Origin of the sequence: Isoptericola sp. NPDC056578 (genome assembly GCF_042793275.1) — a bacterium.
GTDB lineage: Bacteria > Actinomycetota > Actinomycetes > Actinomycetales > Cellulomonadaceae > Isoptericola.
Window position 1 is genome coordinate 1 of the sequence record NZ_JBHTVC010000068.1, and the last position, 15439, is coordinate 15439.

The following is a 15439-nucleotide window of genomic DNA, read 5'->3' on the forward strand; positions in this document are numbered from 1 at the left end:
CCCTACCCTTCTTTTTGGGGGGCGCGTTGGGTCGCCCCCCGCCCCGCCCCCCGCGGGGGGCCCCCCCCCGGGGGGGGCCCCCCCGCGACCGCCTGACGAACCCCGCACGATCGGAAAGAGGACATGGAGATGGCAGAGCTGAACGTGGACCTCGTCGCGTCCGACCGCAAGGTCTGGTCCGGCGCGGCGCGCGAGGTCAGCGCCCCGTCCGTCGAGGGCCAGGTCGGCATCCTCGCCGGCCACGCCCCGCTCCTCGCGGTGCTGCGCCCGGGCACGGTCAAGGTGTCGACGGCCCAGGGGACCGCGGTCGAGGCGCACGTCACCGGCGGCTTCGTCTCCGTCGACGGCGACCTCGTGACGATCGTCGTCGACGAGGTCTCGGAGCTGTCCGGCCGCGAGCCGGCGCTGCGCTGAGGCAGGTGCCGGTGGCGTACGTCGTCTGGACCGCGGTGGCTCTCGTCGTCGCGCTCGGACTGGTGCTCGCCGCCGGCGCCTCCCGCCTGCGGACCCTCTCCCGGAGGGTCGGCTCCTTCCCCTGCCACGCCCGGCCCGCGGACGACCCGCAGGCCGCGTGGATGGTGGGGATCGCCCACTACGCCGTGGGCCGTATCGACTGGTGGCGCGGGTGGTCGCTCGCCCCGCGCCCGGCGCGCGTCTGGCGACGCGACGGGCTCTCGATCACCGGCCGCGCCCCGCTCGACCAGGCCGGCCAGCCCGACCAGGTGCTGGTGCGCTGCCGCTACGACGGCACCGACTTCGAGCTGCTGATGTCCTCTGGTGCCTATGCCGGGCTGGCGTCGTGGCTCGAGTCCGCGCCCCCGGGGCGCCGCGACCTGGTCCTGTAGGGTCCTGGGGCGCCCTCCGCGGCGCCCGCTCCGCAGCACCCGCCACGAACGAAGAGGGGGACCGTGCGTCTCGTCGTCGCCCGCTGCTCGGCCCGGTACACGGGCCGGCTCACCGCCCACCTGCCGCTGGCCACGCGGCTGCTCGTCGTCAAGGCCGACGGCAGCGTGCTGCTGCACTCCGACGGCGGCTCGTACAAGCCGCTCAACTGGATGAGCCCGCCCTGCTCGACGGCGGTCGGAGAGCCCGACGACGAGGCGCGCGAGCGGGGCGTCACCCAGGTCTGGACGGTGCAGCACCAGAAGTCCGACGACCGGCTTGAGATCGAGCTGCACGAGGTGGAGCACGACTCGGCCCACGACCTCGGCGTCGATCCCGGCCTCGTCAAGGACGGGGTCGAGGCGCACCTGCAGGAGCTGCTGGCCGCCCAGATCCACCACCTCGGCGCGGGCCACACGCTGGTGCGGCGCGAGTACATGACGGCGATCGGGCCGGTCGACATCCTCGCCCGCGACGCGTCCGGCGCGACCGTGGCGGTCGAGCTCAAGCGCCGCGGGGACATCGACGGCGTCGAGCAGCTGACGCGCTACCTCGAGCTCCTCAACCGCGACCCGCTGCTCGCCCCCGTGCGCGGGGTGTTCGCGGCCCAGGAGATCAAGCCGCAGGCGCGCGTGCTTGCGACGGACCGGGGGATCGAGTGCCTGGTGCTCGACTACGACGCGATGCGCGGCGTCGACGACGTGGACTCGCGCCTCTTCTGAACCCCCCGGGGGTTTGTCAGGAAGGTTTCGCAATTCGTTCGCCGTGCGGCAGGATTGGCCCATGAGCGCTGCCACTCCCACGGTCCCAGTCTCCGAGCCCGGCGCGCCGGTCGCGCTGCGCGGCCGTGTCGTGACCCCGCAGGACGACGTCGAGGACGGCGCGATCGTCCTGGAGGACGGTCTCGTGCGCTGGGTGGGACCCGCTGCGGCGGCTGAGCACGCCGACCCCGAGGTCGCCGCCGCGGTCGCCGCGGCGGTCGTCCCCGAGCCGGGCACGGTGCTGCTGCCCGGATTCGTGGACCTGCACAACCACGGCGGGGGCGGAGTGGGCTTCCCCGACGCGACGACGGCCGACGAGGCCCTGGTCGCGGTGCGGGAGCACCGCCGGCACGGCACCACGACGATGCTCGCGTCCCTCGTCACGGCCGACCGCGAGACCCTCCTGGCACGGGCCGCTCTCCTGGCCGACCTCGCCGACGCGGGCGAGATCGCGGGGATCCACGCGGAGGGTCCGTTCCTCTCGCACGAGCGGCGCGGCGCGCAGAGCCCGGACGACCTCCTGCCGGGTGACACCGGCCTCGTGCGCGACCTGGTCGAGGCGTCGCGGGGGCATCTGCGCACCATGACCGTGGCTCCCGAGGTCGACGGCGTGGTCGGGCCCGACGGCGCGGCCGCGGCACTGGTCGCCGCGGGGGTCGTGCCGTCGCTGGGGCACACCGACGCCACCACGGAGCAGGCGGAGGAGCTCGTCGCGGAGGTGGCCGCGGCCCTCGCCGCCGCCGCCGAGGCGGGCGAGGCCCCGGCGCGCGAGATGACCGCCACGCACCTGTTCAACGGCATGCGCCCCCTGCACCACCGGGCGCCGGGGCCGATCGCCGCGTGCCTCGCGGCCGCCGCCCGCGGCGAGCTCGTCGTGGAGCTGATCGCCGACGGCGTCCACCTGGCACCCGCGACCGTGCGCACGGTCGTGGAGACGGTCGGGGCCGACCAGGTCGTGCTCGTGACGGACGCGATGGCGGCCGCAGGCATGGCGGACGGCTCCTACGAGCTGGGGCCGATGGCGGTGACCGTGCGCGACGGCGTCGCCCGCCTCGCCGACCCGGACGACCCGGACGGCGGCGCGATCGCGGGCGGCACGGCGCACCTCGTCGACGTCGTGCGCGACGCCGTCGGGGCGGGCGTCCCGCTCGTCGACGCGGTGCGCTCCGCGTCCTGGGTGCCGGCGCGCGTGCTGGGTCTCACCGACGTCGGCGGGCTCGTCGTGGGGCGGCGGGCCGACGTCGTCGTCGCCGACGGCGACCTGCGGGTGCGCCGCGTGCTGCGCTCGGGCGTCGAGGTCAGCTGAGCTCCGGTCCCGCAGAGCCGGCCCCCAGCACGCGGTCCGGCGCGCCGTCCCGACCGATGGCGCGTCGGCCCGCGTGCCGAGAGGGCTTTGCTCTCGGGGGAGGTGAGTCGGTAGCGTTGTTGAAGCGCTTCGACAGAGAGGCGCGACCCGAGCCGCACCGCCGCGGCGCCCCGAGGAGGACCCGTGGACGTGCCTGCCTTCCGTGACCCCCGCCTGCCGGCGCCCGAGCGCGCCCGCGACCTGCTCTCCCGGCTGTCGCACGACGAGCGCGTCGCGATGCTCCACCAGCACGCGCCCGCCGTCGAGCGCCTCGGGCTCGCGCCGTTCCACACCGGCTGCGAGGCGCTGCACGGCGTCGCCTGGCTGGGGGAGGCGACCGTGTTCCCGCAGCCGGTGGGGCTCGCGGCGACGTGGGACGTCGACCTGCTGCGCCGGGTGGGGGACGCGACCGCGTCCGAGGTGCGGGCCAAGCACCGCGCGGACCCGTCGGTGAGTCTCAACGTCTGGGCCCCCGTGGTCAACACGCTGCGGCACCCGGGGTGGGGGCGCAACGAGGAGGGCTACTCGGAGGACCCGCACCTCACCGCGCACCTCGCGACGGCGTACGGCCGTGGCCTGCGGGGCGAGCACGAGCGGGTGTGGAAGACGGTCCCGACCCTCAAGCACTTCCTCGCGTACAACAACGAGACCGACCGGTCGTCGACGAGCTCGAACCTCGACCCGCGCACCCTGCACGAGGAGGAGCTGCCCGCCTTCCGGGAGCCGATCGAGACGGGGGCCGCCGGCGCGGTGATGCCGTCGTACAACCAGGTGAACGGTGTGCCGGCGCACCTCCAGGGCGAGCTGTTCGACGAGCTGCGGTCGTGGGCGCCGGGTTCCGTCGCGCTCGTCTCGGACGCCGCGGCTCCCGCCTTCCTCGTGACGCTCCAGGACGCGGCGCCCGACCGGGCCGCGGGGAACGCCGCGATGGTGCGGGCGGGGGTCGACTCGTTCACGGACGACGACGCCGATCGCGCACCGACGGTGCGGCGGATCGAGGAGGCCCTCGAGCGCGGCCTGCTCACCACGGACGAGGTCGACCGGGCCGTCCTGCGGCTCCTCGAGCTGCGGATCCGGACCGGCGAGCTGGACGGCGACCAGGACCCGTACGCCGCCCACGGCACGATCGACCCGCCCGAGCACCGACGGCTGGCCCGGGAGGCCGCGGCCCGGTCCGTCGTCGTGCTGCGCAACGACGCCGGGACGCTGCCGCTCGCCGCCGGGTCGGTGGCCGTCGTCGGCCCGCTCGCCGACGACGTGCTCACCGACTGGTACTCGGGGACGCCCCCGTACGCGGTCACGCCCGCCGACGGGCTGCGCGACGCCGGCGGCGTCGACCGGGTCGAGGTCGCGACCGGGGCCGACCTCGTCGCGCTGCGCGTGGCGGCGACCGGCCGCTATGTCGCGGTGTCCGAGGACGGCGGCCGCGTGGTGGCCGACGCGGTGGCCGCCGACAAGACGACGCACCTCGCGGTGACCGACTGGGGCGACGGCGTGCTGACGTTGCGCTCCGGTGCGTCCGGCCGGCTGCTGACCGGCGCCGCCTGGCCGTTGCGGGCCGACGCGGACCGGGTGGGCGGCTGGGAGGTGCAGGAGAGCTTCCGCCGCCACGTCCACCCCGACGGCTCGTGGTCGCTGCTGCACCTCGGCTCGGGCCGCTGGGTGCGGGTCCAGCGGGACACCGGGGTGCTGTGCGCCGAGGGCCGGACGCTCGACGACGCCGCGCGCTTCGTGCCCCGGGTGCTGGAGTCCGGGGCCGCCCGCGTGGCCGAGGTCGCCGCGCGCTGCGACGCCGTCGTCGTGGTGGTCGGCAACGACCCGCACCTGAACGGCCGGGAGACGCAGGACCGTCCCCACCTGAGGCTGCCCGACGCCGCCGTGGAGGTCTGGCGCGCGGCCGCCGACGCGAACCCCCGCGCCGTCCTCGCGATCGTCTCGAGCTACCCCTACGTGCTCGGGCCCGGGTCCGACGACGCGGCGACGGTGGTATGGAGCAGCCACGGCGGGCAGGAGCTCGGGCACGGGCTCGCCGACGTGCTGACCGGTGCGGTGGAGCCCACCGGCCGCCTCGCCCAGACCTGGCCGGCGCGGCCGGAGCAGGCGGGGGACCTCTTCGACTACGACACCCGCCGCCAGCAGGTCACCTACCGGCACCTGCCCGCCGGCGACCTCGGGGTGCCGGCGTTCGCGTTCGGCCACGGGCTGACGTACGGCGACGTCGCGTACGACGGCCTCGACCTGTCGGCGGACGCCGTGGTGGCGCCCGCGCCGACCCGCGACCACCCGCCGCTGCACCCCGCGGACCCGTCCGCCCCCGGTGCCCTCGTCGCGCGCGTGACGGTGCGCAACGCCGGCGACCGGCCCGCCGAGGAGCTGGTGCAGGTCTACTCGCTGGGCGCCGAGGCGGTGGGGACCGCCACCCCGGTCCGCCTGCTGCTGGGGTACCGGCGGGTGCGCCTCGCGCCCGGCCAGGAGGCCGTCGTGGACGTCCCGGTCGACGTCGCCCGCCTCGCCGTCTGGGAGGCGCGCCCGGGGGGCGGGCCGCTCGACGGCGCGCTCCGCGTCCAGCCGGGGGAGTACGTCCTGGCGGCCGGGCCGTCGAGCGTCGACCTCCCCGCGCGGCGGCGCCTGACGGTGCAGGCCCCGACGGCGGACGACGGGTCGGTCGGGGGACGGGCACGGTGAGGATCGACCCGGAGGGCCGCACGGCTCAGGGCATCACCACGTTCGTCCTGTTCGTGGTCCTCAACGTCCTGTACCTCCTGGCCTGCCTGCCGCTCGTGACGATCGGCGCCGCCACCAGCGCGCTCCTCGAGGTGACGCTGCGGTACGCCGACGACGAGCGTGGGCACCTGGTGCGCGGTTTCGGCGTCGCCCTCGTGCGCAACGCCTGGCGGGGCACGGCGGCGCTGGTGGCGCTCGGGCTGCCGGCGGCGATGCTCGTGTACAGCGGGGTCTTCTGGCTCTCGCTGCCGAGCGTGCTCAGCGCCGTCGCCGGGGCGCTCGCGCTGCTCGGCGCCTGCTACCTGCTGGCGGCGCTGCTGTACGCGCTCGCGCTGGTCGCCTGGTTCGACGCGCCGCTGCGGCGGACGCTGCGCAACGCGCTGCTGCTGCCGCTCGTCGAGCCGGCGCGCACCCTGCTGCTGGTGCTGGTCCCGGTGGGTCCGGCCTGCCTGGCGCTGGTGGCACCGCAGACGCTCTTCCTGGGAGCGACGATCGGGTTCTCGTTCGGTGCGTACGTCTGCGCCTTCGTGCTGCACGGCGTCTTCCGTCGCCGCCAGGCGGACCCGTCGGAGCTCGAACCGGTGAGCCCGCACTCCGGGCAGTGATCCCGGCACCCCGCCGGGGACGACGAAGGGCTCGGGCGCCACGCCCGAGCCCTTCGCGGTGCGGCTACCGGTGACCGGTCACCGCCGCGGGGCCGTCACCCGAACTCCTTGGCGACCGCCACGCGGGCGTCGTTCTGCGCCTTGGCGTTCGCCATGTCGAACTCGAGCACCTTGGCGTAGCCGAGGCCCTCGACGGTCTTCTGCATGTCTGCCAGGAGCGAGTCGAACTCGGCGTCGCTCTTGGCGAAGACCATCTTCCAGGAGTGCTCGATGATGGCGGCCTTGACCTGGCTGCGGATCGCCTCCACCTCGGAGTCGTCCGTCGGGGCGGTGAAGCTCGAGCCTGGCGCGACGACGAGCTGGTCGTTGGCCTGCAGGTACTCCATCGTCGAGGTGGCGTCACCCATCCGGGCGCTCCAGTCCTCGGTCAGCGGGTTCGCGACCTGCTCCTGGTAGCTGGGCCAGAACGTGTAGTTGTACGGGGCCTCGGTCTCCGGGTTCACGTCCTTGGGCAGGACGGTCGACACGTTGAGCGTCGAGACGCCGTCCGTGTACGCGCCGCCGCCCCACTCGGCCGGCACGTCGGCGCCGCCCTCGCGGAAGACCTTCGTGCCGAAGTCGGTGAGCGCCGGCTCGCCGTCCTCGCCCAGCTCCCACGTGAGGCCCTCCGGCCCCGCGGCCGCGCCGGTCTGCGACGCGTTCATGTTGACGCCCTCGGGCGAGTACAGCCAGTCGATGAACGCCGCCAGGCGGGCCGGGTCCTCGGCGCCCGAGCCGATCCCGAGGATCTGCTTGCCGCCGTACACCTCGGCCCCGTAGGAGAAGATCTGCTGGTCCTGCAGCGGCGCGAGCTCGAAGCCCTTGCCGGCGCCCATGTTCTCGTCGGTGTTGTAGGCCGACTGCCCGAGCCACGGCCACCAGGAGAGCAGCACCTGCCCGTTCTGGTACTTGGTGAACATGGTGTCGTAGTTCTGGGTGGTGGACTCCGGGTCGACGAGCCCCAGCTGGTTGGCGTCGAAGTAGAACTTCAGGGCCCGGACGTACTCGGAGTCGGGGTCGACGATGCTCTGGTAGTCGGAGCCGTCCGCCTTCGCCAGGACGAAGCCCATCTCGTCGTACCCGTAGAGGGTGGCGGGCTGCTTGGCCGTGACCATCATGTTCCCGTCCCAGTCCTTGAACAGGGAGATGGCGTAGGCCTTCTGCCCGTTGTCGGCCTTGGGCTGCGCGTCCTGCATGTCCTTCAGGACGGGCAGGAGGTCCTCGAGCGTCCCGATCTCCGGGTAGCCGGCCTCGCCGTACAGGTCCCACCGCAGGTAGGGGCCGAACGTGGGCTCGAGGCCCTCGGACGGCTCGGTCGGCTTGAGGCTCGACACGGAGGTCGGGAAGCCGTAGACGCCCTCCTTGCCCTCGTTGAGGTGCTGGACCGCCGGGTCGAACTGCGCGACGTTCTTCATCGACCCGTAGTAGTCGGCGGCGTCCAGGAGGAGGCCGCCCTCCACGAGCTCGTCCATCTGCTGACCCTTGTCGACCACGACGAGATCACCCAGCTCGCCGCCCGAGACGCGGGTGTTGTAGAGGGTGTCACCGCCGCCCGCGACGTTGGGAGCGATGATGTTGAGCTCCATGTTGAACTTGTCCTTGACGATCTTCCCGAACCAGCCGCCCTGGGTCCCCATGTAGTTGGCGAGGCCGTCGTAGACGTCGACGGTGATCGGGTCCGCCTTGGACCAGTCCTGGTCGAGGCTCGCGGTGGTGGTCGAGTCGTCGTCCGACCCGCCGGGCGAGCAGGCCGCGAGCGACAGCACCCCGACCAGCGGGGCCACCACCATGGCGACCGATTTCCTGAGTTTCATGACACCCCTTCGTGCGTGCGACGAGACGCGGTCAGCCCTTGACCGCGCCGAGCATGATTCCCTTGACGAAATAGCGTTGGAAGAGCGGGTAGATGAAGAGGATCGGGAGCACCACGAGCACCGCCACCGTCATGCGGATCGACGTCGGCGTCTGCGTGGTGGCCGCCGTGGCCAGGGCCCCCAGGTTCCCCTGAGCGTTCTGCGCCGCCTGCGCCAGGCTGCTCGCCTGGTTGGTGTACGTGTAGAGCAGGTACTGCAGGGAGTAGAGCTTCTGGTCGGTGATGTACAGCAGCGTGTCCTGGAACGAGTTCCACTGGGCCACCGCCGTGAAGATCGCCACCGTGGCCAGGATCGGCGTCATGTTCGGCAGGATGATCCGGAAGAAGACCCGGAGGGTGCCCGCCCCGTCGATCTCGGCCGCCTCCTGCAGCGAGGCGGGCATCGACTCCACGTACGTCTTGACGAGGATGATGTTGAAGGGCTGCACGATGGCCGGGAGGATGTAGACCCAGAACGAGTTCGTGAGCCCCAGCGTCTTCATCGTGACGTACATGGGGATGAGCCCCGCGCTGAAGTACATCGTGAAGATGACGAGGCGGTACCAGAGGGAGCGCTTCCACATCCGTTCTTGAGTGAACATGAAGCCGAGGAACGCCGACGCCAGCACCGTGCACGCCGTGCCGATCACGGTGCGGGCCACGGACACGATCGCGGCGGCGGACAGACCGTCGAGCTGCAGGATCTGCGAATAGTTCGACAGGTGGAGACCCTCGGGCCACAGGCGGACCTGACCCAGCGCGCTCATGTCGTTGGCGCTGACCGAGTTGATGATCAGGAAGTAGAACGGGTAGGCGCACAGGAGCGCGAAGAGCAGGAAGCCGGCGTAGTTGACGAGCGCGAAGGGGGCGTCCCCGCGGGTGCGCTTGAGGGCAGGGCTGGTGATCGACACGGTCTCTCTCCCCGTTCAGATGATCGACGTGCCGCGGGCGCGCTTGGCGATCGCGTTGGCCGTGACGAGGAGGACGACGGAGATGACGCTCTTCAGCATGCCCAGCGCCGTCGCCATCGACAGGCTGTTCCCGGTGATGCCGATGTTGTAGACGTACAGGTCCAGCACCTGGATGTGCTCCTTGTTGAAGGCGTTCTGGAACACGTAGTACTGCTCCATGCCGTTGTTGAGCATGTTCGCGATCGAGAGCACGAGCAGGACCACGTAGGTGGGCATCAGCTGCGGGAAGGTGATGTACCGCATGAGCTGGAATCGTCCGGCGCCGTCGATGCGCGCGGACTCGTAGAGCGCCGGGTCGATCGACGTGATGGCGGCGAGGTACATGATCGCGCCCCACCCGAGGCCCTTCCACAGGCTCCAGAGCAGCATCGTGAGCCACACGTGCTCACCGGTGTCGAGGAACTTGATCGGTGTGGTGATGATGCCCCAGTCGTTCAGCACCGAGTTCACGAGACCCGAGGTGGAGAAGAGCGAGAAGGCGATCATGTAGACGAGCACCCACGAGATGAAGTTCGGGAGCGTCGTGAGGGTCTGCACCGCGTTCTTGAACCACGGCGCCCGGATCTCGTTGAGGAGCATCGCGAAGAAGACGGGCAGCAGCGAGGTCGCGATCCCGAGGAAGCTCATGGCGAGGGTGTTCGCCATGACCTGCCCGATCTGCTGGAGCTGGGTCGGGGAGGACACGAGCATCCGGAACCACTGGAACCCGACGAACTCGCTGCCGGACAGCCCGAGGGCGGGCTTGTAGTCGTAGAACGCCGTCGCCCAGCCGGCGAGCGGCAGGTAGGAGAACACCACCACGAGGACGAGGAACGGGAGCACGACGAGGAACATCGCGGGCGACGGCTTCTTGCCGCGGTGTCGCCGGTGTCTCCGGTCGCGTCCCCGGCGCCGAACCCGGGGGTCGTCCTCGCTCCGGCGGTCGCGTTCTCGGTCCGGCACGTCGGCGGGTCCGCGGTCGAGCAGCGGCGCTCCCTGGGTGAGGCTCACCTGTCACTCCCTCGTGATGGGTCTCGCGCGCTCGGTGGCCGCCGGTGGCCACCGTGTCGAAGCGCTTCGAATTGATATCACCCCCGTGACAGGTTGCGCAATGGTGTGCGGCGATCCGGACGGGTGCGGTCCCGCGACGTCGCGGGCCGGTCGGTCAGCGGCGGGCGGTGCTCCCGCGTGTGGTCAGCACGGGCGTCAGCAGCCGGGTCTCGGCGTGCTGGCCGCCGTCGAGGCGCGCCATGACGATGTCCACGGCGAGGCCGCCGATCGTCGACGCCGGCAGGTCGATCGCGGTCATCGGGACCTGCTGGGCGAGCGCGACGTCCTCGGGGCACAGGGCGACGACGGACACGTCCTCGGGCACGGACCGGCCGGAGTCGCGCAGCCGGGACAGCACGTGCGGCAGCGCACGCTCGTTGTGCACGAAGAGCCCGCTGGTGCCGGGGGTCTCGGCGAGGAGCTCGTCGACGACGCGGGCCACCTCGGCGGGCGCCCCCGGGCAGGCGACGACCTTCGCGTCGAGGCCGTGCTCCGGTGCCGCCTGCGCGAACCCGCGCATCACCCGGTCCACGTACGACGTGTGCCGGTCCACGACCTCCGGAGGCGCGCCGAGCATGGCCACCTGCCGGTGCCCCAGCTCGGACAGGTGCTGCGCGGCGAGCCGGCCGGCGGCCTCGAAGTCCAGGTCGACGCACGACAGCCCGGAGGCGTCCCGCGGCAGGCCCACCAGCACGGACGGCTGCCGGGACCGGGTGAGGATCGGGATACGGGGGTCGTCCGCCTCGACGTCCATGACGACGAGCGCGTCCACCATCGAGCCGTTCGTCGCACGCTCCAGGCCCTCGAGGTCGTCCTGGGTGAGCAGCAGCACATCGTGCGCGTGCTCCCGCGCCCGCGTGACGACGCCGCCCGCGAACTGCATGATCACGGGCACGTCGATGCCCGAGCGCAGCGGGATCATGAGCCCGATGACCTCGGTGCGCGCCGACGCGAGGGCGCGCGCGCCGGCGTGCGGGCGGTAGCCCAGCGTCGCGATCGCCTGCTCGACGCGCCGACGCGTGGGCGCGGAGATGGACCGCTTGCCCGAGAGCACGTAGGAGACGGTCGACGCCGAGACTCCCGCCGCCTTCGCGACGTCCTCGATGGTGGCCACGGCTATCTCCTGGGTGCGTGAGGGACGGCGGCGCCCACGACCGGGAGGTCGCCGGGCACGTCGAGGATCACGGTAGCGCCCGCGGCGACCGAGACCGGGGTTCCCTCGGTGGCCACGCCGCCGTGGCGCACCACGACGTCCAGCGCCCGGTCGCCCGGCGCCCGCAGCCGTGCGCGGGTGAGCGCGCCGTCGCGCCAGGCGAGGTCGACCTCGGCGCCGCCGCGGGCCCGCAGGCCGGTGATCTCGCCGTCCGGCCAGGCCGGGGGCAGCGCGGGCAGCAGGTCGAGGCGGACCGCGCCGTCGTCCCGCCGGTGCGACTGCAACAGCATCTCCGCGACGCCCGCGGTGAGGCCGAGGTTGCCGTCGATCTGGAACGGCGGGTGCGCGCTGAACAGGTTCGGGTACAGCCCGCCCCGGTGCCCGCCCGGGTGCCGCCCGTCGGGCCCGTCGGCGGGGCGCAGCGACAGCAGCACCTGGTCGTGGGCCCGCCCGCCCTCGCCGAGCCGCGCCCACAGCGAGATCCGCCAGGCGAGCGACCAGCCCGTGGACTCGCGGCCGCGCAGCTCGAGGCTGCGTGCGGCGGCCCGCGCCAGGGCGGGGGTCGTCGTCGGGTCCAGGTCGCCGAGGGGGTAGAGCCCCACGAGGTGGGACAGGTGCCGGTGCTCCGGCTCTGCCTCGGGGACCTCCTCGCCCCACTCGAGCAGCTCCCCGCGCGCCCCGATCGCCGGGTCGGGCAGCGCGGCGACGACGGCCTCGAGGCGGGGGAGCCACGGCTCGTCGGCGTCGTCGAGCCCGAGCGTGCCGGCGGCCTCGCGGCAGCCCGCCGCCAGGGCGCGCAGCAGCGCCACGTCCATCGCGGCGCTGGTCGTGACCGCGGCGGGCGCGCCGTCGGGTGCCACGAACTGGTTCTCCGGCGACGTCGACGGGCTGGTCCAGGCGCGCTCCGGCGCGCCGTCGGCGCCACCGGCCGTCTGCACCCAGGAGAGCGCGAACTCGCCCGCCCCGCGGAGCGCGGGCCACGCGGCCCGCAGCCCGGCGTCGTCGCCCGTGAACCGGTGGTGCTCCAGGAGGTGCTGGGCCAACCAGGTGCCGCCGTGCGCCCACGCGGACCACTTGGCCTCGCCGCGGCCGTTGCCGACGGGCGCGGCGTGGCCCCACGCGTCCGAGTTGTGGTGCGCCGCCCAGCCGGCGGCGCCGTACAGGTCGTGCGCGACGGCGGCGCCCGGCCCGGCGGCGAGGCGGCGGACGTAGCGCAGGAGCGGTTCCTGGCTCGCGGCGAGCCCGGTCGTGCCGGCCGCCCAGTACGCCATCTGCAGGTTGATGTTCAGCGTGTAGCCGCTGCTCCAGGGGCCCGGCAGCCACGGGTTCCACAGGCCCTGCAGGGTGGCGGGCAGGCCGCCGGGCCGGGAGGACGACAGCAGCAGGTAGCGGCCGAGGTGGAACGTGAGCGCCGCCAGACCGGGGTCGGGGCGCTCGGCGGCGGCCAGCACACGGCGGTCGGTCGGCAGGTCGACGGCGTCCGCCGGCGACGGCAGCGCCAGGTCCACCCGTCCGTACTGCCGGGCGTGCTCCGCGACGTGCGCCGCGCGCAGGCGCTCGCGGAGCCCGGCGGCGTCGTCGGCCGAGATCCGTTCGCCGCCGTCCCGGTGCGCGGGCGCCGCGTGCGTCGCCAGCTGCGCCGCGAGCCGGTCGGCCGGCGGCGCGGCGTCCGGCTCGCCGGGCGGGTCGGTCGTGGCGGTCGCGACCAGCAGCACGTGCGTGCGCGCGACGCCGGTGCGCAGCGTGCCGTCGTCGACGACGACGGCGTCGTGGTCGGCGGGCGCGGTCACGGCGACGACGCCGGCGCGGCCGAGCGCGGTGTCGTACCGCAGCTCGCCCTCGGGGTGGTGCGACGGCGGGACGTCCACGGGCAGGTCGAAGGTCCGCACCAGCAAGGCGGGGCCGGCAGGGCCGTCGGTGCGGACCGGGTCGACGGCCGGGCGGGCCGAGGCGCGCAGCAGGCTCTCGACGCGCACGACCAGGCGGACCGGTCGCGCGGCCCGCACGGAGTGCACCACCGCGCCGCCCCGGGAGTCGGCCCAGGTCTCCTGCACGACGCGGCCCGCCACGGGGTGCTCCCACGCGTGGGTGGCGACACCGGTGCGCAGGTCCAGATCGCGCCGCTCGATGCCGCGGGGGTGCCCCGCCGGCGCGTCCCCGGCTGTGGAGGCGGACTCGGAGGCAGGCTCGGGGGCGGGCTCGACGGCGACGTCGAGCTCGGCCAGCGGGAGGTAGGCCTGCGCCCAGGGTGTCTGCGTCTCGGCGAGCAGCGCCTCGGCGCCGCGCACGTCACCGGCCTCGACGGCGGCGCGCACCCGGGAGAGGTGCTCGGGGCCGCGGGCGCGGGCCCCGGCCAGCGGGTCGGCGGGCGGAGGGCCCGACCAGGCGGTGCCGTCGTTGAGCCAGAGGTGCTCGACCCCGGCCCGGCCGGCGCACATCACCCCCCGGTGGCCGTTGCCCACGGGGTAGGCCTCGACCCACCGGGTGGCACTGCGGTCGGCGTGCAGGACGTGCGTCGTCGCGGGGAGTTCGCCCATGGTCGGAGAGCGTAGTGGGCGTGGCCGAATCGCTTCGACCGCCACGACGGTCGTCGGTCGTCGCGTGACCACCGGTCGGAGCGTCCCTGCTTGACGACCGTTCGTTCGAGGTCAATACTCGCCGTCGAAGCGCTTCGACTTGCAGGTCGGAGCGCCTCGCCGCGGCCCCGAGCGGTGCCGCCGCGGCGCTGGACTCGACGAGGAGGACCCCATGCTCCACCGCGCACGCACCCTGTCCGCGGCCGCCCTGATCGCCGCGTCGGCCCTGACGCTGACCGCCTGCGTGGGCGGCGGGGGAGGCGGCGGCACGACCGCCGGGGGCGGCGACACCGACGACAAGACCCTGACGATCTGGCACTACGAGAACGACGACTCGGCGATGGGCCAGGCCTGGGCCAAGGCGATCGAGATCTTCGAGGCGGAGCACCCGGACGTCACGGTCGACGTCGAGAAGCAGACGTTCGAGCAGATCCAGAAGAACGCGAAGATCGTGCTGACCGGCGACGACGTGCCCGACGTCATGGAGTACAACAAGGGCAACGCGACCGCCGGGCAGCTCGCCGCGCAGGGCCTGCTCGCCCCGCTGACCGACGCCGCGGAGGAGAACGGCTGGGCCGACAAGCTGTCCGGCTCGCTGCAGACCACCGCGCGCTACGACGAGAACGGCCTCATGGGCTCCGGCGACTGGTACGGCGTGCCCAACTACGGCGAGTTCGTGGGCGTCTACTACAACAAGCAGATGTTCGAGGACGCGGGCCTCGAGGTGCCCACCACGCTCGACGAGCTCGAGCAGGTGATGAAGGCGTTCAAGGACGACGGCGTCACCCCGCTGGCCGAGGCCGGGGCCGAGTACCCCATGGGCCAGCTCTGGTACGAGCTCGTGCTGGCGAACGCCGACCGGGAGCTCGTCGACCGGTACCAGCTCTTCGACGGGGACGTGGACTTCCACGGACCCGAGATGACGGCGGCCACCGAGCAGCTCGACGACTGGATCGACAAGGGGTACGTCGCCGGTGACTCCGCCGGCCTCACGGCCGAGGACATGGGGGTCGCCTTCATGAAGGGCGACTACCCGATGATGGTCTCGGGCTCCTGGTGGTTCGGCCGCGTGACGGCCGAGATGAAGGACGACTGGGGTCAGTTCAACTTCCCGGGGAACGCGCTGCACACCGGCTCGTCGGGCAACCTGTGGGTCGTCCCGACCAACGCGGACTCGCCGTCGCTGGCCACGGAGTTCATCGACACCACCCTGCGCCCCGAGGTGCAGGACGTGCTGGCGCAGACCGGCGGCCTGCCGGTCGCGGGCGACGCCTCCACCATCACCGACGACAAGACGCGCGAGCTCACCGAGAACTTCCAGGCGATCCTCGACGACGACGGCCTGGCGTTCTACCCGGACTGGCCCGTGCCCGGCTACTACGACACGATCGTCAGCCAGCTGCAGTCCCTGATCAACCGGTCGAAGACGCCGGAGCAGGTGCTCGACGGTCTGGAGTCGGCCTACACGGACGGCAAGGCCGACCTGCTCGGCGAGTGACGAC

The 15439-nt window shown here is 73.4% G+C and carries 12 protein-coding genes; 7 read left to right on the forward strand and 5 right to left on the reverse strand.

What is annotated here, in order from left to right; translation table 11 throughout:
* Nucleotides 1-129: 129 nt before the first annotated feature.
* The 6 genes from ACFQ80_RS19635 (at nt 130) to ACFQ80_RS19660 (ending at nt 6317) form a co-directional block, all read left to right on the forward strand.
* The gene (locus ACFQ80_RS19635) at nt 130-414 is read left to right on the forward strand and encodes a F0F1 ATP synthase subunit epsilon (RefSeq protein ID WP_430552471.1); all 285 of its coding nucleotides are present in this window, start codon (nt 130-132) and stop codon (nt 412-414) included.
* 11 nt (nt 415-425) lie between these two features.
* A complete protein-coding gene (locus ACFQ80_RS19640; RefSeq protein WP_429735124.1) occupies nt 426-845 on the forward strand; it encodes a DUF2550 domain-containing protein in 420 nt (139 codons plus the stop codon).
* Nucleotides 846-908: 63 nt separating this feature from the next.
* Nucleotides 909-1604, forward strand: a complete 696-nt coding sequence (nucS, locus tag ACFQ80_RS19645) for an endonuclease NucS (protein WP_430552470.1) — start codon at nt 909-911, stop codon at nt 1602-1604.
* A 61-nt stretch (nt 1605-1665) separates the two neighbouring features.
* Nucleotides 1666-2949 (forward strand): N-acetylglucosamine-6-phosphate deacetylase, encoded by a 1284-nt coding sequence (locus tag ACFQ80_RS19650; protein WP_430564829.1) that lies wholly within the window; start codon nt 1666-1668, stop codon nt 2947-2949.
* A gap of 183 nt (nt 2950-3132) precedes the next feature.
* Nucleotides 3133-5673 (forward strand): glycoside hydrolase family 3 C-terminal domain-containing protein, encoded by a 2541-nt coding sequence (locus tag ACFQ80_RS19655; protein WP_430564830.1) that lies wholly within the window; start codon nt 3133-3135, stop codon nt 5671-5673.
* On the forward strand, nt 5670-6317 hold the full coding sequence (locus tag ACFQ80_RS19660; protein ID WP_430564831.1) for a DUF624 domain-containing protein: 648 nt from the start codon (nt 5670-5672) through the stop codon (nt 6315-6317). Before ACFQ80_RS19655 ends, ACFQ80_RS19660 begins: the two co-directional genes overlap by 4 nt.
* Before the next feature lie 95 nt (nt 6318-6412).
* On the opposite strand, the gene ACFQ80_RS19665 is transcribed toward ACFQ80_RS19660, so the two are convergent.
* From ACFQ80_RS19665 to ACFQ80_RS19685, 5 genes are all read right to left on the reverse strand, one after another.
* On the reverse strand, nt 6413-8170 hold the full coding sequence (locus ACFQ80_RS19665; RefSeq protein WP_430552466.1) for an ABC transporter substrate-binding protein: 1758 nt from the start codon (nt 8168-8170) through the stop codon (nt 6413-6415).
* A 31-nt stretch (nt 8171-8201) separates the two neighbouring features.
* A complete protein-coding gene (locus ACFQ80_RS19670; RefSeq protein ID WP_430552465.1) occupies nt 8202-9119 on the reverse strand; it encodes a carbohydrate ABC transporter permease in 918 nt (305 codons plus the stop codon).
* 15 nt (nt 9120-9134) lie between these two features.
* Complete coding sequence (locus ACFQ80_RS19675; RefSeq protein WP_430564832.1) at nt 9135-10013, reverse strand: ABC transporter permease; 879 nt, start codon at nt 10011-10013, stop codon at nt 9135-9137.
* A gap of 310 nt (nt 10014-10323) precedes the next feature.
* Entirely contained in the window at nt 10324-11322 is a 999-nt protein-coding gene (locus tag ACFQ80_RS19680; protein WP_430552463.1) for a LacI family DNA-binding transcriptional regulator, read from the reverse strand.
* 2 nt (nt 11323-11324) lie between these two features.
* The gene (locus ACFQ80_RS19685; protein WP_430564833.1) at nt 11325-13898 is read right to left on the reverse strand and encodes a glycoside hydrolase N-terminal domain-containing protein; all 2574 of its coding nucleotides are present in this window, start codon (nt 13896-13898) and stop codon (nt 11325-11327) included.
* A 211-nt stretch (nt 13899-14109) separates the two neighbouring features.
* Between ACFQ80_RS19685 and ACFQ80_RS19690 the strand changes: the two genes are divergently transcribed.
* Nucleotides 14110-15435 (forward strand): ABC transporter substrate-binding protein, encoded by a 1326-nt coding sequence (locus tag ACFQ80_RS19690; RefSeq protein ID WP_430564834.1) that lies wholly within the window; start codon nt 14110-14112, stop codon nt 15433-15435.
* The last annotated feature ends 4 nt before the right edge of the window (nt 15436-15439 follow it).

Excerpts from the sequence above, each read along its gene's own strand:
- ACFQ80_RS19635 (WP_430552471.1), top strand. The coding sequence starts at position 130 with ATGGCAGAGCTGAACGTGGACCTCGTCGCGTCCGACCGCAAGGTCTGG.
- ACFQ80_RS19650 (WP_430564829.1), top strand. The coding sequence starts at position 1,666 with ATGAGCGCTGCCACTCCCACGGTCCCAGTCTCCGAGCCCGGCGCGCCG.
- ACFQ80_RS19665 (WP_430552466.1), bottom strand. The coding sequence starts at position 8,170 with ATGAAACTCAGGAAATCGGTCGCCATGGTGGTGGCCCCGCTGGTCGGG.
- ACFQ80_RS19675 (WP_430564832.1), bottom strand. The coding sequence starts at position 10,013 with ATGTTCCTCGTCGTGCTCCCGTTCCTCGTCCTCGTGGTGGTGTTCTCC.
- ACFQ80_RS19685 (WP_430564833.1), bottom strand. The coding sequence starts at position 13,898 with ATGGGCGAACTCCCCGCGACGACGCACGTCCTGCACGCCGACCGCAGT.
- ACFQ80_RS19690 (WP_430564834.1), top strand. The coding sequence starts at position 14,110 with ATGCTCCACCGCGCACGCACCCTGTCCGCGGCCGCCCTGATCGCCGCG.